Source organism: Nostoc sp. (assembly GCF_036919615.1).
In the GTDB taxonomy this organism is placed as follows: Bacteria; Cyanobacteriota; Cyanobacteriia; order Cyanobacteriales; family Nostocaceae; genus Nostoc.
On the sequence record NZ_JBALCN010000063.1, the window covers coordinates 1 to 22,470 of the forward strand.

A 22,470-nucleotide genomic window follows, 5' to 3' on the forward strand; every position below is an offset into this window, starting at 1 on the left:
TCATATTGGTGCTATTTGGTATTTTATTCATCATTATAATTCTTGTTATAGCGCCTAATTTTATTATCACTACATATTTACCACTACCCAAAAAATAATTGTTTTTTGCTCTGCTCCCCCTGTTTCCAGCAAATATTTAAATAAGTCTATACAACGACGCTTCTTTAAATTAGGCAACATCAATCCAGTGTGAATACACCTTCTTTTAACAATCTTGCAATTTTGTTCTTTTGTTACTGCAAATCCTGTCTCATAATCCACACGATTGCTTGCCAAAATATTTTCGACTGTCAATTTATTAAAATCAATCTTGACTTTACCTTCCCGAATTTCGCAAGCTGCCAAGTAGGCATCTTCAACACCTTGAAGCATATCGTATTCATAGATAGGTTCGCCAAAATACTCAATATTATTCGCCGTTATCTGCTCATCGGCTAAAACTTATTTAGTTTTTCGAGCAACTACAATTTGTCTAGGTGTTGCAGTCAAACCAATTTACACAGCATTAGCGTTACGAGTTAAAACAATTGACCATTTTTATGGAGTGCTGGATTAATTAGTGTAGCGATGGTTTCTGCTTGATTAAGTTTACCGTTTTCGGTGTATTCCTCACTCAAGAAAATACTTACTTACCAGTAAAAAATATTTCCCTATATCCTGGCTGCGATTGCTCGCCACAGTCAAGCTTTAATAGGATACTTATTGGCTTACTTAGTAAGTTGTGATTTTAACCTTGGTAATTTTTGTCTAATCACACGGAAATAAATTCTTTTAACTTCCTTTAAGGATGCGATCGCAATCTCTTACTCTTAGAGGCAGGGTAACCGCATGTAAATTAGACTTGACAAAAAATATCGTTTATGTATAAACGAAAAAATCACTATTTTATCGTTTGTGACGACAAATAATGATTTGACATTTATAAAGGCCAGCAGCGGGATTTGAACTCGCGACCTTCCGATTACAAGTCGGATGCACTACCACTGTGCTATGCTGGCGGGTTTAGCGTAGGCGTAGCCCACCGTAAGTATCGCTCTCAAGTAGCAACCACAATTTATTATTGTACCATAATTAACTTATTTGTCTAGCTGTAATTCCGAAAAAATATCTCCTTCTTCCTAAAATTAGGCTAAAAGACCAGAGATTTTGGCAATATCGCTGCTTTTATGCCTCCTAGATGGTTTAAGCTGCGCAGCAATTGTGATCAAACAGAAACGAATCAGTAATTTTGATCACCGATAAAGTTGGTAAATTAATATTCATAGCAAAAGCTAACTCAAATCCTGCGCTAGAGGCAAAAATATCTGGTACAGTTCTAAAACTGTATTTTTTTGATCCGGCTGGTAAAGCAACAGAAATATATAATTGTTCTTTACACATCGGAAGCATGGCAGTGTTGATCGGACGAGATTTATTAAGTCTGGCGGACATCAGTCCAACGGAACTTCAAGAACTCCTGCAATTGGCAACTCAACTTAAATCACAACAGCTGAAGTTGCAGTGTAATAAAGTTTTGGGGTTGTTGTTCTCCAAAGCTTCAACTCGCACGCGGGTAAGTTTCACTGTGGCGATGTACCAACTGGGTGGACAGGTAATCGATCTCAACCCCAATGTCACTCAAGTTAGTCGTGGGGAACCTTTGCAGGATACGGCGCGGGTGTTAGATCGATATTTGGATATTTTGGCAATTCGCACTTTTGCACAGCAGGAATTGGAAACTTTTGCTCACTATGCCAAGATTCCGGTAATTAATGCGCTTACTGATGCCGAACATCCTTGTCAGGTATTAGCGGATTTATTGACGATTCAAGAAGGCTTTGGCACTCTTGCCGGGTTAACTTTAACCTACGTGGGTGATGGAAATAATGTGGCTAATTCTCTGATGTTGGGCTGTGCTTTGGTAGGGATGAATGTTAGAATTGCTACTCCAAATGGATATGAGCCAGATTCTAGGATTGTAGAACAAGCAAGAGCGATCGCTAATAATAAAACTGAAGTCCTCCTCACTCATGATCCAGAATTAGCCGCCAAGGGAGCTGCTGTACTTTATACTGATGTTTGGGCGAGTATGGGGCAAGAAGCAGAAGCAGGCGATCGGATGCCAATTTTCCAGCCTTACCAAATTTCGGAGCAGCTATTGAGCCTTGCTGATCCAGAGGCAATTGTTTTACACTGCTTACCAGCTCATCGCGGTGAAGAAATTACCGAGGCAGTTATCGAAGGTTCCCAATCACGAGTTTGGGAACAGGCAGAAAATCGCCTGCATGCCCAAAAGGCTTTGCTTGCGAGTATTTTAGGGGCGGAATGAAACAGACGCGACGCCAGTCGCTACAACGGGGGGAACCCCCCTTCGGGTTCGGGGGTGACGCTCCTTCGTCGCTACCGCTTGCGCTAACGCAATCGACGGGAACCGCCAAGACTGCGACCCCCTCACCGCAACGCGCTGGCTCATTAATCGCGTTTGTACAGGAGTTAGGAGTCAGAATAGCGAGTGTGCGGCTGGCTCTTGACTACTTAATTTGTAAAAATCCCAAATAAATGGGTAAAAGAAAAGAGAATATTCTTGCTTTTGCTTTTCATAATTTTTACTTTTCTCTTGTTATGGAGAGTTTTTTGTAGTACTAATGTTCTAGAGAGATTTATAATTACTTCCTGCAAATTTATGGAACGTCTAACGGAAGCTCAACAAGAACTTTATGAATGGTTGGCAGAATACATCAGATCACACCAGCATTCGCCTTCAATTCGGCAAATGATGCAGGCGATGAATTTGAAGTCACCAGCACCAATTCAAAGTCGCTTAGAACATTTACGCACGAAAGGATATATAGAATGGACTGAAGGCCAAGCGCGAACGATTCGGATTTTGCGTCCTGTGAAGCAAGGTGTACCAATTTTGGGGACGATCGCTGCTGGTGGTTTAATAGAACCATTTACTGATGCTGTAGATCATCTGGACTTTTCTAATTTTGAGTTACCTCCCCAAACCTACGCTTTGCGCGTAGCTGGCGATAGCATGATTGAAGATTTAATCGCTGATGGCGATGTAGTATTCCTGCGTCCAGTAGCAGAACCAAATCATTTAAAAAATGGCACCATCGTCGCCGCCAGAGTAGATGGATTTGGTACTACATTAAAACGTTTTTATCGCCAAGGCGATCGCGTTACTCTCAAACCAGCAAATCCTAAGTACAATCCCATTGAAGTCAGCGCTATACAAGTGCAGGTGCAAGGTTCACTGATTGGTGTTTGGCGCGGTTACAACTAAGTAATAAGAGAGTGATGAGTTTTAAATTACTAACTCCTAACTCCCAACTTATTACTAGGGTTCATCACCAATTTTGTGCTTAACATATGTACCTGACGCAAAATCCAGTGCAGCAACTGCCCACTTTCTGCGAAAGTGAACACAGGGACTATCCCCGTGGTACATTTCGATTGAAATTACCATTTGCAAGGGAAAGTAAGGGCAGTTATCACATTCTGCAACCATTACCAGGATGCCCAAGAATGCCTCCATCTCTGCAATTGCGGCAATATCAGCAAGAAGCGATGGCAAGCTGGTTTACCAATAATGGCAGAGGGACGCTAAAAATGGCTACTGGTAGTGGTAAAACGATTACTGCACTAGCGATCGCTTGTGAATTATATCAGCAGATTAATTTACAAGTGTTGTTGGTGGTGTGTCCCTACCGCCATCTTGTCACCCAATGGGCGCGAGAATGTGAAAAATTTAATTTGCAACCCATTTTAGCCTTTGAGAATTTACGCACTTGGCAAAGTCAACTTTCCACGCAAATTTATAATCTGCGTTCTGGTTCTCAAAGGTTTATCACTGTGATTACTACGAACTCCACTTTAATTGGAGATGGTTTTCAGTCTCAACTCAAATATTTTCCCGCCAAAACTTTAATTATTGGGGATGAGGCGCATAATTTAGGCGCACCCAAGTTAGAAGAAAGTTTACCACGTGGCGTTGGGTTGAGACTGGCTTTATCTGCCACACCGGAGAGATATTTTGATGATTTTGGTACGCAATCTCTATTTGATTATTTTGGCCCAGTTCTCCAGCCAGAGTTTACTTTGAGGGATGCGATCGCTCAAGGTGCTTTGGTACATTATCTGTATTATCCGGTGTTGGTGGAATTGACTGAGGCAGAAAGTATTGCTTATTTAAAGTTAACTAAAAGAATCGGGCGAGCGCTACTTTATCGGGATCGAGAAAATGGCAAATCGGGATTTGAAGACAATGAAGATTTAAAGCCGTTGTTGATGCAAAGAGCAAGATTAATTGGTGCTGCACAAAATAAATTAACCGCCTTGCATGAATTAATGGCAAATCGCCGCGAAACTACTCACACTCTTTTTTATTGCAGTGATGGTTCACCAGAGGCAGGACAACGTTCATCTCTACGCCAAGTTAAAGCTGTTGCTAAAATTTTGGGAGTGGATTTAGGGTACAAGGTAAGCACTTATACGGCTCAAACAACTTTACAAGAAAGGGAAACATTACGCTGTCAATTTGAAAGCGGAGAGTTGCAGGGTTTAGTTGCAATTCGTTGTTTAGATGAAGGTGTCGATATTCCGGCAATTCAAACTGCGGTGATTTTATCAAGTTCTGGTAATCCTCGCCAGTTTATTCAGCGACGGGGGCGAGTTTTACGTCCTCATCCGGCTAAAGAACGCGCTACTATCTTTGACATGATTGTTTTGCCACCAGATTTAGATAGAGAAACTATAGAAGTTGAGCGCAATCTGTTGAAAAAGGAATTGCGTCGTTTTGTGGAGTTTGCTGATTTGGCTGATAATGCTGGTGAAGCAAGAATGAAGTTACTTGATTTACAAAAGCGATATGGTTTATTAGATATTTGATGATGAACCAGAGAATAGTTGTCTTCTTTTATAAAATTTTTTGAGTTTTGAAAAAAGAAGCATTAAATATGAAACAATAAAATTATGAGTTTAATTATAATGGGATGTAAATAAAAATTTTAAAGCAGCTTACATCCAATTATAATATAGATTATTAACATTGATAATAACAGAAAACGATTAAACAATAAAGTGTTTTTTCAAAGAAAAGTAGGATTTTAAAGATCAGGCAAACAGTGGCTTTACGGAGGCGAAGACAGCACTAGAGAAAGTTAAAATATGGAATAAAGTATATTTCAAAATTCAATATGTCACAAGAGGCGAATATCAATGATGTTCAGGAGCCAATAACCAGCGCTCCACCGGAAGTACGGCAAATTATTGAGCGGGTATGGAAGCTGGAAAAAGGCAGGCTAGATAAGAAGATTAACAGCCATATAAATGATAATATTTTGGACATTATTAAGGAAGAGGTGCGATGAAGCTAACTTCAATCAAGCTATGCAACTTTCGCTCCTTTTATGGTACGACACCAGAGATAATCCTGGCTGGAGGAGATGTTCAGAACACGACAATTATTCATGGCAATAATGGCTCTGGCAAAACTAGCTTACTGAATGCCTTTACGTGGGTATTGTATGATAAATTTAGTGCGGCGTTTGCATCGATAGAGCAGTTGGTAAATAAGCGGGCGATCGCAGAAAATCAAAAAGGTCAAGCTGTAGAATGTTGGGTAGAAATTGGCTGGGAACATGAAGGTAAACGCTATCGAGTTAAACGCGCCTGTCGGGGTTATAAAAACGAAAGTGACTTTGATGCTGGCAAAACTCAATTAACCATGTGGGTAGGTGCAGATGATGGCAAATGGAATATACCAAATCAGCAACCAGACGATATAATCAATCAAATTTTACCGGCTACTTTACATCAATATTTTTTCTTTGACGGCGAGCGAATTGAAGAAATCGTTCGTTCTGACAAAAAAGCTGAAATTGCCGAAGCTACAAAAATTTTCTTGGGTGTGGAGGTAATCAACCGTTCCATCAGACATTTAGGAGATGCTAAAAAAACTCTAGAAAATGAGTTAAAAGCTATTGGTGATTCTGAAACGAAACAACTTTTACGACAGCAAGAAAAGATAGAGCGAGAGCGTGAACGCATTACCAAACGGCAAACAGAAATTAAAGAAGAGTTAGAATATCAACAAACTTTTAAAAAAGAGACAAGTAATCGTTTGCGAGAACTGAGTGCTGCTAAGGAATTGCAAGAAAGATGGCAGGATTTAGAATCTCAGAAAGCGGCGAATCAAGAAGAATATAAAAAAACCAAAGAAGCGCTGAAAAAAGTTATTTCCGCGCGGGGTTATACCGTTTTACTCTCAGAAACTACAGCACAGTTCCGAGGAATTATCAATGATTTGAAGCAGCGAGGCGAGTTAACATCAGGAATATCGCGGGAATTTGTGAATGATTTACTCAATTCTCAGCGCTGTATTTGTGGCGCAGAATTACACGAAGGTAATCATTCTCATATTCATGTGAGTACTTGGTTAAATAGAGCAGGTTCCTCAGCGGTGGAAGAAACTGCAATTCGCATGAGTGCACAAGTAGATGAAATTGATAAGCAAGCCATAGGATTTTGGGAAGAAGTTGATAGAGAACAAACTAGAATTAATCAGTTAAGGCAAAGCATATCCCAAATTGAAGGCGATTTAGACAATATTCAAGAACGGTTGCGAAAAGATGCTAATGAAGAAATTAGCAGTTTGCAAAAACGGTTAGATGAAATTGAAAGTAAAATTGATGAATTGAATCGAGAACAGGGTGCAAATCAGCAGCAAATTGCTCAACTCACAACTGAAATTGAAGGTTTAAATAAACAAATTGCTAAACAAAAGCTGAATGAAGACAAGCAAACTCTAGCACAGCGACGAATTAACGCCACTCAAGATGCAATCGAACGCTTAACAGAAGTCCGAAATCGTCAAGAACAACAATTTAGGCTGCAACTAGAAAAGCGAGTCCAAGAGATATTCACAGAGATTTCTGTAACTCCATACATTCCTAAAATTAGCGATAAATATGAACTGACATTAGTAGAAAATACCACAGGGATAGAAGCACCAGTTGCAGCATCCACTGGTGAGAATCAAATTCTCAGTTTATCTTTTATAGCCAGCATCATTGACAAAGTGCGGGAATGGAGTGAGAAGCGAAAAATGATGATGATTCCCGATAGTAGCACTTTTCCAATTGTTATGGATTCACCCTTCGGTAGTTTGGATGAAAGTTCGCGGCGACACATTGCGAAGACAATTCCCCAATTAGCGAATCAGTTGATAGTTTTAGTTACTAAGACTCAGTGGCGGGGTGAAGTAGAAGTAGAAATGACAGACAGAATCGGTAGAGAATATGTGCTTACGTATTATTCATCTAAGCCGGATTGCGAACAAGATTATATTGAGTTGGCTGGGGAAAGATATCCTTTGGTGAAACAAAGTCCGAATGAGTATGAATATACTGAAATTATCGCGGTTGAACGTAATATTTAAAGGATGAAGTTATGGTTGCGAGTCCAGACGGAAAGTATATGACTCCCCAGGAATACTTGGAATGGGAAGAACACCAAGATATTAAATACGAATATATCAATGGTGAAGTTTTCGCCATGACTGGGGGTACTATTCCCCATACTACTATTGCTCTCAATTTGGCTTCGGCGTTAAAAAGCCACTTACGAGGGGGTTCGTGTCGCACTTTTATGGCGGATGCAAAAGTAGGAGTAACTGAAAACGGGCCGTTTCACTACCCGGATGTTGTGGTGAGTTGTGATGAAAGAGATAGACAAGCGATTAAATTTATTCAGTATCCTTGTTTAATTGTCGAAGTTCTTTCCCCTAGTACAGAAGCTTACGAAAGAGGTCGTAAATTTATTCAGTATCGCCGTATCCAGACTTTACAAGAATATATCTTCATTGACGCTGAAAAAATTAGTTTAGATTGCTTCCGGCTAAATGACAGAGGAATCTGGGAGTTACATTTTTATGAAGAAGAGGATGAAGTTAATTTAACTAGTGTTGATTTCCACTTTCCTATTTCTTTGGTTTATGAGGATGTTCAGTTTTCAATGTAAGTTTTAAAGAAACGAACCGCAGAGGCACAGAGAACGCGGAGAAGAGAGAGGAAAAAAGATGCTGAAATTCAGGTTATCGTTAACTAATTAGAAGATGTTTTATGAGTATTAAAACTGAAGCAATTTTTGAAGATTTGTACCACTTACCTGACAATTGTAAAGCAGAGATTGTCAATGGAAAATTGGTGCTGATGTCTCCAACTGGATTTTTACCAGGACGTGCAGGCGGTGAAATTTATGCTAATTTGCGTGATTATGAACGACTGACAAAAAGTGGCTATGCTTTACCTGATAATGTTGGTTTTATTGTCAATCTCCCTCATCGTCGTTCTTTAAGTCCTGATGCCGCATTTTATACTGGCAAACCGACAGGTGGGAAGTTCCTTAACGGTGCGCCTATGTTTGCTGCTGAGGTGAGAAGTGAAAATGATTATGGTGATAAGGCTGAGAAAGATATGGCTAGCAAACGCCGTGATTATTTTGCGGCTGGTACTTTGGTAGTTTAGGATGTAGACGTACTCAAAGAGGAAGTTATTACAGTATATCGTGCTGATAATCCTGAAGAACCGCAAGTGTATCGCCGTGGTGAGGTGGCGGAGGATAAACCCGCAGTACCAGGATGGACTATGTTAGTGGATAATTTGTTTAGCGATCGCCTGCATACTAGTATAAAATAATGCATTAATAAGTGCAATCGCTTTTTGCTTTCGGTTAAAATAGCAACAATATAGATATTAAAATAATGGCTGCAAACAGAATCAGGGTTGCTAAAGATAAAGCTGAGTTGGTGAAATCTCTAGTAGCATCCAAAGACACAACTGGGCCTTTTCAGACTTATGTAGAAGTTATGGTGTTTGCAGCAGCATTAGGCGTTAAATATAAAAAGCGCGTTCTTTTGGGGGAAACCACAAAAAGAGAACCATCTCCAATTCCACAAGAAAATTTTGCTTCATTGGGATATGACCTAATCATTAAATTATTAGGAATTAATGAAACTCAAGATATTAACATACTCTCATCTAGAGAAGAACAAGACGAAGATAAACGTACTCAAATATTTGAAGAATATGCTAATGGAGGACTGGAAGTTTTACAAAACGAGTTGCGGGGTTCTGTTGACTACGCAGAGCGACTTCTATTAGTTCTAATTTCTGAAAGAGGAACAAAAGAACAGCTAGAAGAAGAGTTTGACCTCAGTAAATTCTTAAATTGATTTTTTGCTTGCTTAATTAAGTTATTAAATATGAAAAATATAGCAGATTATTGTCAACGGGTTGCTGAATTAAATGTGAGTAGTAGCCGTAAACGTGGTAATGCTCAATATAAACCAATATTACTTTTATCTGTAATTGATTTGATTGCACGAGGTGTCATTACTACTAATGAGATTCCAGTTTCAGACGAATTGATTCAAATATTTGAGAGGTATTGGAATATAATCGGTTCTCCGTCTTACAAAGGTGGTTTACACTATCCTTTCTTCCATCTGCAAACTGAGGGCTTTTGGTACTTAAAGTTTAAGCCTAAATTTAATGGATTACAGCCAAAAACAATTAACAAACTAAAGGAAGCTGTTGAATACGCATATCTAGACAGTGAATTATTTAACTTTTTGCAAGATGAATTTTGCAGAAAAGAACTAATTGATGCACTTGTGGCAGCTTTTTTTTCTGATAATGAAAATAATATAGAAGCTATTTTACAAATAAATCAAACTTTTCAAGATGACTCTGTAAAGATAGAAAAACTAATTGAAATAGGAAAATTAGAGACTAATCCAAGGTGGAGTTTGAAACGAGCAGTTATCAGAAATGCTTTCTTTAGGACAGCAATTATACGTATTTATGATTACAGATGTGCTTTTTGTAGACTAAAAGTAACTAAAAAAGTAAATCAAAATATTGTGGATGGCGCACACATCAAGCCATTCTCACAATTTTATGATAGTAAAATTAATAATGGAATTGCTCTTTGCAAAAATCATCATTGGGCATTTGATAGGGGTTGGTTTGCTGTAGATGAGCAATACAAAATTATAGTTACTAATGATTTGGAAGAAGTATCTCCCTATGCTAAACCTATGAAAGATTTTCATGGTGAAACAATACTTCTACCAAATACAGAGCAACACTTTCCAGAACCGGAAGCGCTGCAATGGCATCGCCAAAATATATTTCAAGCATAATTACAGGACAGGTGGAAGTCCTACCGCTTTCGGTTCAACAAACTTGCCATCAAAACCTATAGTTTTATCTTCCACAGTCCTAGCATCCGCTAAAGCTTTACGAAGTTCAGCACGTTCCATCTGTTCCTGAATTCCACCCAGAATATAAACTAATAACTTCGCTGCCAAATCTCGTCCAGCAACCTGCACTCGCTTTTTATTTGGGTCATACAAAACCCCATACCAGAGAGATTGGGGATATTCCATACCACTAAAGCCCCCTTGCTGGTCAAACTTCCGCAGTTTTTTAAAAATATCTACCAGTGAGAAACCTTTTTTAAAGACCAAAATTCCCAACGCTTGCGCTAATGCAACTTGAGCAACCGGACGGAAAAGCATATTTCCTTCACCTCCATCCTTCTCAAAGCTGAACCTTCGCAAAGCTGGTGTATCCTCATGTTCTAAAATTTTATAACTGGAAAGACTAGCTAAATAATCAAATAGCTTTCTGAATTCCTCAATTCCCTGCTCAAGTTCTTCATCCTCTGGACGCATGGGAATTAGACCTTTCTCCAAGGGTTTCCAGTGAGGAAACTTTTGAGCCAAATATCGCTCAGACATATCTTGCAGAGCTTGCAACGTTGTCAAAACTGTAGAATTGGAAGCCACTGTTGCACTATTCCAATTTACGCGGGGATTGCGCTCTTGTCGTTGTTCTAATAGTGGATGTGTGACTGCAATTTTTCTAGCAGCGATCGCAAAACCATCATCCTCATTCAACTGTGTTAGTTGCCCTTTAGTCAAGGGTGCAGCCATCAGGTTGACATGAACAAAAATCGATCTCACCCTCCGCCTCGCCTGGGTGCGAGTTTCCCCAACTGCTACCGCACAGATGAACTCAATACCAATTTTTTCCTTGGGTAAATTTTGCAAGTAAGCAAGGTCTACTTGGTACTTTTCTATCAAATCATTTACTGTAATAAAACTGTCATCAGCAGCTTTATCTTTTCTATAGCGCTGGAGTTTACGAGTTTTAATTAACTCCATCAACCCCTGTACACCCATTAATCGGTGTTGACCATCTAGTGCATAAATAGTCACATCATCCTCAGAAATATTTAACACACCTACTTTGCCGTCTTTATCTAGCGGGATAAAATCAGTTGTAGACTTTGTGGCACGTCCTTCACTATCCCACTCAGTAGCTTTGGGATTATCCACCCACGCTTGATTAATTACTACCAGCACTGGTGGAAATTTGTGATTTTGTCGAGCTGCCAAATACTGGACTAGAGGTGCTTGACGTGACCAATCAAGGGGACGTTGCTGAATTTCATCAATGCTATCCGCGTCAATCTCGATGTTATCAGTCTCTGGATTGTACTTTTTCTGAAACAGAGGTAAGCCAGAGGCAAAGTGAACACGACCTGCAAACCACTCCAATGTAACAGAGCTAACATAAGCCTCAGTACCACCCATCTGGGTTTTTTGAACGAGAATCTGATCTTTTCTCCCTAAAAAGTTCTCCAGCAGTAAAGCTAGTACCTGTTTTTCCTTGTTTTCTCTTTCCAGGTACTCTCTAGCGATGTCAGCAGTTGGGTCAGATGTACTATCTTTCATGTTAAATTTTAAAAACATAATAGGATTATGTCGTTTAATTATCCAAAAAATTGGATATTAGTAATAAAGTTTTTAAAAACTTTTCTTCAACCCACAGAGGTGGGTTTTGTATGTGTAACCGCGAATTCTATTCACCCTATTCGCCCGGATATTACGCCAGTGTTTCCAGAGAGAAGGAGAAATGACTACAGCACAACAACCAGAAAATAAAGTTCAGCAAGCACGCACTGTAGCAGAGTTAGTGGACTATATCCAAGCTCTCACCACTGAAATTCAAGAATTGTATTGTTTAGATGAGATACCTTGGGTAGTGGGCTATTCGGGCGGAAAAGATAGTACTGCCACTTTACAGCTTATCTGGAATGCGATTGCAGCACTACCAGTTGAAAAGCGAAAAAAGACAATTCATGTTATTACAACTGACACACTGGTAGAAAACCCTATAGTCTCTGTTTGGGTACGCAAATCCTTAGAAAGGATGAGGGTTACTGCTAAAGAACAGAAAATACCCATTGAACCCCATTTATTACAACCAGAAATCAAAGAGACATTCTGGGTAAGCTTGATTGGTAAAGGTTATCCAACGCCGCGAGGAAAATTTCGTTGGTGTACAGACCGTCTTAAAATTCATCCTTCTAACCGCTTTATCCGTGATGTGGTTAGAGTAAATGGAGAAGTTATTCTTGTTTTAGGTACGCGTAAGGCTGAAAGTATCAAACGTGCTATTTCAATGGAGAAACATCAAGCAGGTAGCCTAAAAGATCGCCTCGTTTCTGATTCAAGTTTACCTACATCTCTGCTTTACCATAGTCCAAGCTTGCCTAATTCTTTAATTTATAGCCCCATCGAAGATTGGCGTACTGATGAAGTTTGGATTTACCTAAATCAGTGGCAAAATCCTTGGGGATATAGCAACAAAGACTTGTTTACCATGTATCGAGGTGCTACAGCAGATAATGAATGTCCTCTAGTTGTTGATACTTCTACTGCTAGCTGTGGTGATTCTCGATTTGGGTGCTGGGTTTGCACAATTGTTAGTAAAGATAAATCAATGGAGGCAATGATTCAAAATGATGAAGAGAAAGAATGGATGCAGCCTCTATTAGATATCCGCAATGAATTGGATAATAGAGATGACCGCGATAAAAGAGACTTTCGTCGCATCTGGGGAGAAGTCCAACTTTTTGAGCGTCATGTAGATGGTGAAGCCTCTATTGAACCAATTCATGGCCCTTATACCAAATATTGGCGGGAACATTGGCTAAGACGATTATTAGAAGCACAAACAAAAACCCGTCGGACAGCGCCAGAAAATATGCGCGACATCACCCTAATAACTCTAGAAGAAATGAGCGAAATTCGCCGCATTTGGCTAGAAGATAAACACGAATTTGATGATAGCTTACCCCGGATTTATCAAGAAGTGACTGGAGAAGAATTTCAAGATCTTCGTCCTGGTGCTGACTATAGCCTACTAGGTCGTGATGAATGGATAGTATTAGAAGAAATCTGTGAAGGTGATGCAATGCACTTGGAACTCATGGCGAAATTGTTAGACACAGAACGCCAGTATCGCAAAAAGACTCGTCGCGTAGGAATATACGAAACCCTAGAAAAATGTTTTAATACAAGTTCGCGTTCTCCAGAAGATGCAATTAAAAATGCTCGTTTGAAACGCGAATTAAGTGAAGCAGTTAGTCAAGGTGATGTTGCCAAAGTCAAGCAGATGACTTTGGGCGATGTTGCAGCAGTCAATGAAGTAGATGAAGGTAAAAGTGAAAGTGATGAACAGGTAACTTGGGCAAGTATTAAATTTAAAAAGGAAAATTCAGAAGAATAGAATAATAGAGACCAGAGAAACCCGCAATTAGATAAATGATATTTCTTGAACTCGTTTTACAAAACTTTGGCCCCTACAGTGGGAAACAGGTAATCAATCTTAACCCAAAAATTGATGAGGAAAACTCACACCCAATTATCCTCTTAGGTGGGATGAATGGCGGCGGAAAAACTACCCTTATGGATGCCATTCGTCTCGCCCTTTATGGCCCCCGCGCCCAATGTTCTACCCGTGGTAATTTAAGTTATAACGATTTTCTCAACCAATGTGTTAACAACAAAATAGATCCAGTTGCAGACACCCGTATTGAATTACTTTTTGAACATATTGAAAACGATAAACCAATAAAATACCGTGTTGTGCGTAGTTGGACAAAAAATCCTAAAGACGGTAAAGATACATTAGGTATTTTAGGTGACAGTGATACATGGCCTGATGCTTTAGTTAATATCTGGGATGAATATATTGAAAATCTCCTGCCGTTAGGTATTTCTAACTTATTTCTCTTTGATGGTGAACAGGTTAAAGAACTTGCAGAACAGGAAACACCACCACCAGTTGTAGTAGATGCAATTCGCGGACTTTTAGGGCTAGAGTTGGCAGACCGTTTAGCAGTTGATTTAGATATTTTAGTTAACCGTAAACTTAAAGAAGTTGGTAATAGTAAGGATTTAGCAAACCTAGAGGAAATTGAAACTAGGTTAACTAAACAGCAAGAAGATTATCAAACAACAGAAAAAAAATTAGAAACTCTCAAAAATCAGGTAGAAAAATTAGAACAAAAGCAGCAAGAAGCCTTTGATAAATTTATTTCTGAAGGTGGAAAGATTGCAGCAGAACGCAATCAACTAGAACTACAACAAAATACAAAAACTGCGGAAATTGAACAAGTACGTCAGTCGATGTGTGAATTGGCAGCTGATGTTTTACCTCTGGCATTAATTCCCAATTTGCTTACTCAAGTGCAAACGCAGGGAGAAAAAGAATTTTGCCATCAACAAGTACAAATCTCTAAAGATTTGTTAATTGAGCGAGATCAGCGCTTACTCACTTGGCTAACACAAGTGGAACTTTCCCCGATACAAGTTGAGAAAATTCAATCTTTTCTAGTCCAAGATGTAGATAGTTTATATGCAAAGACTATCCAGATAGAAGCACCTTGGCTATTAGCTGATAATGAAACTTTAAGTCAGCTAGATAATCTCATATATCACTTACAAAATTCTAAACTTTCTGCAAAAGATAAATTAGCTATTCTCAAAAATAAAGAAGAAGAAATTCATACTCTAGAAAGACAAGTGCAGACAGCAGCAGCACCCGAAGATTATACCAAATTGCGTCAAGCACTAGAAGCGGCACAAGATCAAGTTGTTGAAGCTAAAGGAAATTACGAAACAATCCGCCGCCGTTTAGCTGAATTAGAAACTATTATTGCCAAGTCAAAAAAAGAATTAAGTGAATATACATTAGAAAATATTAAACATAAAAATAGCGAACATATTATTACCTCAGCAGCAAAAGTTCAAGACACACTCAAGAATTTTCGTGAAAAATTAACCCTACGAAAACTCAATAAATTAGAGGAAGAAGTTAAAAATTGCTTCCTTTATCTCCTGCACAAATCAGACTTAGTGCATCGTATCACTATTGATACCAAGACTTTCAGCCTTTCCCTTTATGATTTAAATGGTAAACCTGTCCCTAAACATCGCCTCTCAGCTGGCGAAAAACAACTACTAGCGATCGCCTTCCTCTGGGGTTTAGCCAAAGTCTCTGGACACCGATTACCAGTAGCAATTGATACGCCACTAGGGAGGCTAGACTCCTCCCACCGCAGTAACTTAGTTGAACGTTACTTTCCATCCGCCAGTCATCAAGTAATTTTGTTATCTACCGATACTGAAATTGGAAAGAAAGAAGTTGAAACACTGCGAGAAAACGAAGCGATCGCCCGCGAATATCTCCTCAAATACGACTCCACTAGCCGCCAAACAACTATCCAACCAGGATATTTTTGGTAGTTGATATTGTCTGTTAAAAAATTGAGCGAGCGCAATTTTTTTAAGCCTACATCTTTACAATATATCTAAAGATATAGTTTATAATAAGTTTTATTACATTTTTGTATCCGAAAAAAATATATGTATATACGCAGTTGGTATAATTATTTATCACTAAATATAGCTCGTTTGGTAGTTTCATTACTTAAGTAAGAAAGTGTATACATTACTCGTGTAAGATAAATAAGCTGATAATCCCAGCGATTGTATCAAGTAAAAATATACTTCTATTAGATATGCGATCGCATATCTTTTTAAAATGCCAAACTCCAGCTTGAAAGATGACCCATTATGGTTTAAAAATGCAATTATTTACGAACTAGGTGTTCGGACATTTGCTGACAGTAATGGTGATGGTATTGGTGATTTTCAAGGGCTGACAGAAAAATTAGACTATTTACAAGATTTAGGTATTACTGCCATCTGGTTGTTACCTTTTTTTCCTTCACCACTCAAGGATGATGGTTACGATATTGCTGATTACACTAGTGTCAATTCTATCTATGGCACGTTGGAAGATTTTAAAGCGTTTTTGACAGCTGCTCATCAGCGGGGTATCCGTGTAATTATTGAGTTAATTATTAACCATACCTCTGATCAACATCCTTGGTTTCAAAGAGCACGTCGGGCCCCAAAAGGGAGTCCAGAACGAGATTTTTATGTTTGGAGTGATACTCCTGAAAAATATCAAGAATCGCGAATTATCTTCCAAGATTTTGAGACATCTAACTGGGCTTGGGATTCAGTTGCCAAAGCTTATTGCTGGCATCGTTTCTATTCCCATCAGCCTGATTTGAATTATGACAATCCCTTGGTGCGCCAGGCAGTATTTGATGTTCTAGATTTTTGGTTGGAGATGGGTGTAGATGGACTACGTATGGATGCTGTACCTTATCTATACGAACGAGAAGGAACGAACTCCGAAAATTTACCTGAAACTCATGCGTATTTGAAGGAGTTGCGATCGCACATCGACGCGAAATTTTCTAACCGGATGTTACTAGCTGAGGCGAACCAATGGCCTGAAGATGCAGCTGAATATTTTGGTGAGGGGGATGAGTGTCACATGAACTTTCATTTTCCCCTAATGCCGCGTTTGTTTATGGCAGTGCGGATGGAAGATAATTTCCCGATTGTAGATATTCTTCAGCAAACTCCATCGATTCCTGATAACTGTCAGTGGGCATTGTTCCTCCGCAACCATGACGAACTGACTCTAGAAATGGTGACAGATGAAGATCGCGATTTTATGTATGGGGCCTATGCACAAGACCCAATGATGCGGGTAAATTTAGGCATCCGCCGCAGATTAGCGCCGCTTTTGGGCAATGACCGCCGCCAAATTGAGTTACTCAATAGTTTACTGTTATCTCTACCAGGAACCCCCGTACTTTACTACGGTGATGAAATTGGCATGGGAGATAACGTTTATCTAGGCGATCGCAATGGTGTTCGCACACCTATGCAATGGAGTTCTGACCGCAACGCCGGTTTTAGTCGCACCAACCCGCAACGCTTGTATCTACCCGTCATCGTTGACTCAGAATATCACTACGAAGCCCTTAACGTCGAGGCACAACGGACTAATAGCAATTCTCTCTGGTATTGGATGAAACGTTTAATTGCTACTCGCAAACGGTTTCCGGCATTGGGTGAAGGGCGTTTTGAATTGCTACAGTCTAATAATCGCAAAGTTTTTGCCTTCAGCCGGATTACCTCTGAAGAAGATGTCTTGGTAGTAGCAAATTTATCTCGTTACGTGCAAACGGTGGCATTAGATTTATCAACCTTCAATGGGCTAATACCAGTAGAAATTTTCGGTTCCACTGAGTTCCCAGCGATCACAGAATCGCCCTATTTCTTCAGCTTAAGTCCTTACGGGTTTTACTGGTTCACCTTACAACGTAAACCTAGCTCAACTCAACCCCCTAAACCCCAAGCAGACTTAGCAACTTTGCTGGTAAATGGTTCATGGCAGAATGTGATTGGGCAACGAGAGTCAAAAAGCATTCTAGAATCAACGCTGCGGGATTACCTTTATACCTGTAGCTGGTTTGGCGGCAAAACTCGGACTGTACAATCAACACAAATCATTGAAGCGATTTCTTTACCCTATAACCAGCAGATAGCTCAAATTGTTTGGTTGCAGGTAGATTATATCCAGGGAAACAACGAAACTTATTTGTTGTTTCTCGCCTATGCAGAAGGTGAGCAAGCAATACATCTTTTGGCAGAAATGCCGCAAGCTGTGATTGCACGGCTTGGGGTGCAAGGCAAAACAGATACTCCTCCACCCAATACTCAAGAAGTTGGGATTTTATTTGATGCTTTAGCAGACAAGAACTTTCTTACCTCACTGCTAGATGATGCGATTGCTAATCATCACTCTTATAAAGGGATAACCGGAGAACTATTTGGCACTACTACTGATTCATTCTCCGAATTGCCCCCAGAGTTAACCAATCGTGAGCCGATTGTCCTGAATAAAGAAGAACAAACCAATACTTATATAGTTTATGGCGATCGCTTGTTGTTGAAACTCTTCCGCAAAGTCGAGGAGGGTTTGCACCCAGATTTAGAAATCCGGCGTTTCCTATACCAGAAAAAATGCTTGCAACACTCAGTTTTCCTAGCTGGTGCTTTGGAGTACCGCCGTGCAAATAAAACAGGTAATAAAACTGCCTTACCCACGACTATAGGCATATTGCAAGAGTTTATTTCAGATATTCGCAGTGGCTGGGACTACACCCTTGATAGTTTGCAAAAGTACTTTGATTTAGTTACCACAGAACACGCCACTATTACCGAAGTGCCTCTTCCATCAGGTTCTTTGTTGGATTTACAGAGAATTGAGATTCCAGAATTGGCAATTGCAACTATCACTTCTTACCTGCAAAGTGTTGACCTGTTAGGTAAATCTACAGCTGAATTCCATATAACGCTGGCTACAAATATAGATAGCTCAGACTTTGCTCCAGAATCTTTTTCATCACTTTATCAACGTTCGATATATCAAAACGCACGTAACTTAACCGGACAAGTATTTCGGTTGTTAAAAGAACGAGCAAACACCTTGCCAATCAATACTCAACCATTAGCATTAGAAGTTCTTAATAACCAAGAGAAAATCTTAGAACGCTTTCAGTTAGTTGTCAGGCAAAAAATTACTGCATTGCGGACTCGTTATCATGGAAACTACAATTTATCGCAAGTATTTTACACAGGAAAAGACTTTCTTATTCCTGATTTTGAAGGCAAAGCAGATCGCAGTTTCAGCGAACGACGCATAAAGCGATCGCCTCTACAAGATGTAGCAGGAATGTTGCTATCTTTCAACTATGCAGTTAACGAAGCTCTCCACTATCAAAAAGAATCTGGGATGATCCTGCCTGAAAATTTACCCCTTATAGAACAATGGGGACAGTTTTGGTATACCTGGGTAAGTACTAGCTTTTTAAATTCTTATTTAGAAACTGCTAATAAAGAATCTTTTCTTCCAAAGACAACAGAAGAACTAGATGTGCTACTTTTTGCCTATCTTCTAGAGGAAGCGATTGATGCACTAGGCGATGAACTAAATAATCGCTCTGATCGGATAGAAATTCCACTCAAATTTATTCTGCAATTATTGAGTGAAACTGCTTAAACAGTTTTTCATAGTAAAAAATAACTGCAAGAAATAATATTAGGAGGAATAAAAGTGAGTAACAAAACTGGTGAACTGACAAGAACAATTTTTTGGAAAGGGAATGCAGAAGAATTTCTAGGTAAGTATTATAACTTACAATTTATTCCGAGAATAGGTGAAGAAGTACAATTAAAAAACAAAACATGGCTAGTGAAGAGAATCATTTATACTCCCGAAATAGATGATATAACTATCATTTTGGAAAATAAATAGTGGGAGCATCTCAATGAATGTAAAAACACGCTTGCCCTGGCGAATAGAATTCGCACGGCAGTTGCTCATGGAGAAACCCCCTACAGCCCTTCTCCTAAAGGAGACGCTCTTGCGTTCGCGCATCCTACGGCAGGCGCTAGCCTCTCACGAATGGGAGAAAACCGCATTGGCTTGGCTATACAGACAAAACACACCTCCGTGGGTTTCAAATTCCTAAGTCTGCACAGGCGGACAAAAGTTTGTGTAGCCGCGATTTCTAAGATACTGTTGGCCAATTCTCTCTCTTGTTAAACCCCTCACCCCTAAAACCCTAGTTTAGTGTTGCTTTCCCGCCCTGCAATAAATTGCAGACTATAAGATATTTAAGTAAGTAGGCGAGAATAAATCAAACTAGATTAAATAATGTCAAAAATATTGATATTAGTCCTTTATACAAGACTCTACGCGTAGGTTGCTTCCCCAAAAAGGTACACTACAAATCTTTAATTATTTATACTGCTCTACTTAAACTACTTAAAAAGTTTCTATTTAGATCAGGACTTACGCACAGGTAACGGAAAATCGTAGACGCATACTCCTACGGAGAAGCAAGCTACGTGGAGCGTCTGTCTGCGACACGCTGCGCGAACGTAGAGAAGCGGCTTGCCGCAGGCTACCGCAGAGTCCGCAGAGAAGCCAGTGTGTTGGGTGGGTTAAGAGACTTGTACCCCTCCGGAGAAGCAAGCTACGCTCTTAGCGTTCCCGTGGGGTAGCAACTGGCGCGACACGGAGAAATAAGAGTTTCAGAGAGTTCTTGCGTAAGTCCTATACATGTGTAAATGCATATTATACCAAATTAATAACAAGCTGTTAACTATTATTAATTATGTGAAAGCATAATGTAGAGCATTTCTTTAACCTTTAATCATGGAATCCCCAATCGAAAGAATAAAACTTTCCCAAACAGCCAAAGACCAACTTACCAAACTCAGACGCAGCACCAAAATCGACCAATGGAATATCCTATGCCGTTGGGCATTTTGTCGTTCCCTAGCAGAACCAGCCGCACCCTCCCCCGTCCCAATTCCCCAAGATAGCAACGTCGAAATGACTTGGCGCGTCTTTGGCGGCGAAATGTCCGATATTCTCCTCCTCGCCCTGAAGCAACGCTGTCACAATGACGGTTATTCCACTGACAAAGAAACCCTCGCTACCCAATTTCGCTTACATTTGCATCGTGGTATTGGTTACTTAGCAGGCGATCCAAATATCAAGAAAATTGAAGATTTAATTGAACTGGCCATTAAAAATTGAAAGGATATTAGTTGATTGTTAACTGTTCACTGTTAACTGACAACTAATATTATGCCTGAAGCGCTAGAAATCGAGCGTCATAGAGCTGCGATCGCTCGCACTGATTTATCTCGCCCCGTGCGATTGGCAATAGAATGGGCAATCCTAAATCAAGACACTACTTTTTTTGATTACGGTTGCGGTTACGGTGGTGATGTGCATCGAGTAGGCAACTTAGGCTATACCAGCGCAGGCTGGGACCCTTACTACCATCCCGATATACCACGCACCTCCGCTGATGTGGTCAATTTGGGTTATGTCCTCAACGTTATTGAAGATCCAGAGGAACGCCGTCAAAGCCTTCGCCAAGCTTGGGAACTCACCGGGAAAGTTTTAATTGTCGCTGCTCAAATACTGATTAACGCTCCCAGCAAAACCCAACTTGCTTACAATGATGGGATTGTGACGCGCCGCAATACTTTTCAGAAATATTACGAACAAGAAGAACTCAAAACTTATATTGATCAAGTCCTAAATGTAGATGCAGTACCGATAGCGCTGGGCGTCTACTTTGTTTTTCGAGATGAGGCTGAAAAAGAAAGTTACAAAGCTATTCGCTTCTTTTCTACCACTTCTACACCACGAGTCCGCATCCCCACTAAGCGGTTTGAAGATTATCAAGAACAGCTACAACCGCTCATGGCTTTTTTTACCAAGCGCGGTAGACTACCTGCCAAAGGCGAATTGGAAAATGAACAGGAATTACTTAGCGAATTTGGTAACTTCCGCCGCGCTTTTGGTGTAGTTTTACAAGCTACCGACGAAGCAGAATGGGATGCGATCGCTTACCGTCGTTCTCTAGATATCCAAGTTTATCTTGCCCTCACCCACTTTGATCAACGTCCTGCATGGCAGAAGCTAGCACCCCAAATGCGTCACGATATCAAAGCCTTTTTTAGTAGCTACGAGGAAGCGTGCCTTGTAGCTGACCAAAAACTTTTCAGCTTAGGCAAATCTGGGGTGATTCAAACTGCTTGTGAAAAAAGCAAAATTGGTAAACACACACGCGGTGCCCTTTACGTCCATGTTTCGGCACTAGCAGCACTTGACCCGGTGCTACGGATTTGTGAAGGCTGTGCTAGCCGCACCATTGGGCGTGTAGATGAAGCCACATTGATCAAATATCATACTGATAAGCCGCAAATATCCTATCTGTGTTACCCTGAGTTCGATACTGACCCCCATCCAGCCTTAAAAGCTAGTATAACTATTGACTTAAAAACCCTAGTCGTCACTCACCGAGACTATGCCACTAGAGCAAATCCGCCGATTTTGCACCGGAAAGAAACATTTGTTACCAGCAACTACCCTGGTTACGAAGAATTTGCTCAACTTACCCAACAAGAACAGCAATTAGGATTACTCAATCACAAAAGCGATATCGGTACGCAAGAAGGTTGGGAAAAATGCCTTGCTGCACATGGGGTAGAAATTAGGGCGCATCAGGTTTATTCAATTAAGGAAAATTAAGCAATAATCACACTGTTAAAGCATTGCTGATATGTATCTTAAATAAAGAAAATCTTAGCAGGTTTGTGTGCTTATACGA

At 39.9% G+C, this 22,470-nt stretch carries 18 protein-coding genes and 1 tRNA gene; 16 read left to right on the forward strand and 3 right to left on the reverse strand.

Annotated features, from left to right (window positions below):
• Positions 1-69 precede the first annotated feature (69 nt).
• Together V7K48_RS18705 and V7K48_RS18710 are read right to left on the reverse strand one after the other, a co-directional pair.
• Positions 70-372: a hypothetical protein gene (locus V7K48_RS18705; protein WP_335074738.1), complete on the reverse strand. Its 303-nt coding sequence runs from the start codon at positions 370-372 to the stop codon at positions 70-72.
• A 554-nt stretch (positions 373-926) separates the two neighbouring features.
• Positions 927-998, reverse strand: a tRNA-Thr gene (locus V7K48_RS18710).
• Between the two features lie 389 nt (positions 999-1,387).
• Here V7K48_RS18710 and argF point away from each other — a divergent pair.
• The 10 genes from argF (at position 1,388) to V7K48_RS18760 (ending at position 10,189) form a co-directional block, all read left to right on the forward strand.
• A complete protein-coding gene (gene argF / locus V7K48_RS18715) occupies positions 1,388-2,308 on the forward strand; it encodes an ornithine carbamoyltransferase (protein ID WP_335074802.1) in 921 nt (306 codons plus the stop codon).
• Positions 2,305-2,538 (forward strand): hypothetical protein, encoded by a 234-nt coding sequence (locus tag V7K48_RS18720; protein ID WP_335074739.1) that lies wholly within the window; start codon positions 2,305-2,307, stop codon positions 2,536-2,538. Before argF ends, V7K48_RS18720 begins: the two co-directional genes overlap by 4 nt.
• A gap of 124 nt (positions 2,539-2,662) precedes the next feature.
• Positions 2,663-3,268 carry a transcriptional repressor LexA gene (gene lexA, locus V7K48_RS18725; RefSeq protein WP_334971672.1) on the forward strand — a complete coding sequence of 202 codons (606 nt, stop codon included), beginning with the start codon at positions 2,663-2,665 and terminating at the stop codon, positions 3,266-3,268.
• An 86-nt stretch (positions 3,269-3,354) separates the two neighbouring features.
• Positions 3,355-4,872: a DNA phosphorothioation system restriction enzyme gene (locus V7K48_RS18730; protein WP_335074740.1), complete on the forward strand. Its 1,518-nt coding sequence runs from the start codon at positions 3,355-3,357 to the stop codon at positions 4,870-4,872.
• A gap of 308 nt (positions 4,873-5,180) precedes the next feature.
• On the forward strand, positions 5,181-5,354 hold the full coding sequence (locus tag V7K48_RS18735) for a hypothetical protein (protein ID WP_335074741.1): 174 nt from the start codon (positions 5,181-5,183) through the stop codon (positions 5,352-5,354).
• Positions 5,351-7,423: an AAA family ATPase gene (locus V7K48_RS18740; protein ID WP_335074742.1), complete on the forward strand. Its 2,073-nt coding sequence runs from the start codon at positions 5,351-5,353 to the stop codon at positions 7,421-7,423. The genes V7K48_RS18735 and V7K48_RS18740 overlap by 4 nt, the downstream gene beginning before the upstream one ends.
• Before the next feature lie 11 nt (positions 7,424-7,434).
• Positions 7,435-8,004, forward strand: coding sequence for a Uma2 family endonuclease (locus V7K48_RS18745; RefSeq protein WP_335074743.1), 570 nt, complete (start codon positions 7,435-7,437; stop codon positions 8,002-8,004).
• Between the two features lie 101 nt (positions 8,005-8,105).
• A complete protein-coding gene (locus tag V7K48_RS18750) occupies positions 8,106-8,510 on the forward strand; it encodes a Uma2 family endonuclease (protein ID WP_335074744.1) in 405 nt (134 codons plus the stop codon).
• Between the two features lie 236 nt (positions 8,511-8,746).
• Positions 8,747-9,217 (forward strand): DNA phosphorothioation-associated protein 4, encoded by a 471-nt coding sequence (locus V7K48_RS18755; RefSeq protein WP_335074745.1) that lies wholly within the window; start codon positions 8,747-8,749, stop codon positions 9,215-9,217.
• A gap of 30 nt (positions 9,218-9,247) precedes the next feature.
• A complete protein-coding gene (locus V7K48_RS18760) occupies positions 9,248-10,189 on the forward strand; it encodes an HNH endonuclease (protein ID WP_335074746.1) in 942 nt (313 codons plus the stop codon).
• On the opposite strand, the gene V7K48_RS18765 is transcribed toward V7K48_RS18760, so the two are convergent.
• Complete coding sequence (locus V7K48_RS18765) at positions 10,190-11,788, reverse strand: DGQHR domain-containing protein (RefSeq protein ID WP_335074747.1); 1,599 nt, start codon at positions 11,786-11,788, stop codon at positions 10,190-10,192.
• Positions 11,789-11,969: 181 nt separating this feature from the next.
• On the opposite strand from V7K48_RS18765, the gene dndC reads away from it, so the two are divergent.
• From dndC to V7K48_RS18795, 6 genes are all read left to right on the forward strand, one after another.
• A complete protein-coding gene (gene dndC / locus V7K48_RS18770) occupies positions 11,970-13,628 on the forward strand; it encodes a DNA phosphorothioation system sulfurtransferase DndC (protein WP_335074748.1) in 1,659 nt (552 codons plus the stop codon).
• Positions 13,629-13,663: 35 nt separating this feature from the next.
• Positions 13,664-15,649: a DNA sulfur modification protein DndD gene (gene dndD / locus V7K48_RS18775; protein ID WP_335074749.1), complete on the forward strand. Its 1,986-nt coding sequence runs from the start codon at positions 13,664-13,666 to the stop codon at positions 15,647-15,649.
• 298 nt (positions 15,650-15,947) lie between these two features.
• Positions 15,948-19,334 (forward strand): maltose alpha-D-glucosyltransferase, encoded by a 3,387-nt coding sequence (treS, locus tag V7K48_RS18780; protein WP_335074750.1) that lies wholly within the window; start codon positions 15,948-15,950, stop codon positions 19,332-19,334.
• Between the two features lie 54 nt (positions 19,335-19,388).
• On the forward strand, positions 19,389-19,589 hold the full coding sequence (locus tag V7K48_RS18785) for a hypothetical protein (protein WP_334818308.1): 201 nt from the start codon (positions 19,389-19,391) through the stop codon (positions 19,587-19,589).
• Between the two features lie 906 nt (positions 19,590-20,495).
• Positions 20,496-20,882, forward strand: a complete 387-nt coding sequence (dndE, locus tag V7K48_RS18790; RefSeq protein WP_335074751.1) for a DNA sulfur modification protein DndE — start codon at positions 20,496-20,498, stop codon at positions 20,880-20,882.
• A 51-nt stretch (positions 20,883-20,933) separates the two neighbouring features.
• Positions 20,934-22,391, forward strand: coding sequence for a DNA phosphorothioation-associated putative methyltransferase (locus V7K48_RS18795; RefSeq protein ID WP_335074752.1), 1,458 nt, complete (start codon positions 20,934-20,936; stop codon positions 22,389-22,391).
• Positions 22,392-22,470 lie beyond the last annotated feature (79 nt).

Coding starts and splice junctions, on each gene's coding strand:
- V7K48_RS18705 (WP_335074738.1), bottom strand. CDS start 372: ATGCTTCAAGGTGTTGAAGATGCCTACTTGGCAGCTTGCGAAATTCGG.
- argF (WP_335074802.1), top strand. CDS start 1,388: ATGGCAGTGTTGATCGGACGAGATTTATTAAGTCTGGCGGACATCAGT.
- V7K48_RS18720 (WP_335074739.1), top strand. CDS start 2,305: ATGAAACAGACGCGACGCCAGTCGCTACAACGGGGGGAACCCCCCTTC.
- lexA (WP_334971672.1), top strand. CDS start 2,663: ATGGAACGTCTAACGGAAGCTCAACAAGAACTTTATGAATGGTTGGCA.
- V7K48_RS18730 (WP_335074740.1), top strand. CDS start 3,355: ATGTACCTGACGCAAAATCCAGTGCAGCAACTGCCCACTTTCTGCGAA.
- V7K48_RS18735 (WP_335074741.1), top strand. CDS start 5,181: ATGTCACAAGAGGCGAATATCAATGATGTTCAGGAGCCAATAACCAGC.
- V7K48_RS18740 (WP_335074742.1), top strand. CDS start 5,351: ATGAAGCTAACTTCAATCAAGCTATGCAACTTTCGCTCCTTTTATGGT.
- V7K48_RS18745 (WP_335074743.1), top strand. CDS start 7,435: ATGGTTGCGAGTCCAGACGGAAAGTATATGACTCCCCAGGAATACTTG.
- V7K48_RS18750 (WP_335074744.1), top strand. CDS start 8,106: ATGAGTATTAAAACTGAAGCAATTTTTGAAGATTTGTACCACTTACCT.
- V7K48_RS18755 (WP_335074745.1), top strand. CDS start 8,747: ATGGCTGCAAACAGAATCAGGGTTGCTAAAGATAAAGCTGAGTTGGTG.
- V7K48_RS18760 (WP_335074746.1), top strand. CDS start 9,248: ATGAAAAATATAGCAGATTATTGTCAACGGGTTGCTGAATTAAATGTG.
- V7K48_RS18765 (WP_335074747.1), bottom strand. CDS start 11,788: ATGAAAGATAGTACATCTGACCCAACTGCTGACATCGCTAGAGAGTAC.
- dndC (WP_335074748.1), top strand. CDS start 11,970: ATGACTACAGCACAACAACCAGAAAATAAAGTTCAGCAAGCACGCACT.
- dndD (WP_335074749.1), top strand. CDS start 13,664: ATGATATTTCTTGAACTCGTTTTACAAAACTTTGGCCCCTACAGTGGG.
- treS (WP_335074750.1), top strand. CDS start 15,948: ATGCCAAACTCCAGCTTGAAAGATGACCCATTATGGTTTAAAAATGCA.
- dndE (WP_335074751.1), top strand. CDS start 20,496: ATGGAATCCCCAATCGAAAGAATAAAACTTTCCCAAACAGCCAAAGAC.
- V7K48_RS18795 (WP_335074752.1), top strand. CDS start 20,934: ATGCCTGAAGCGCTAGAAATCGAGCGTCATAGAGCTGCGATCGCTCGC.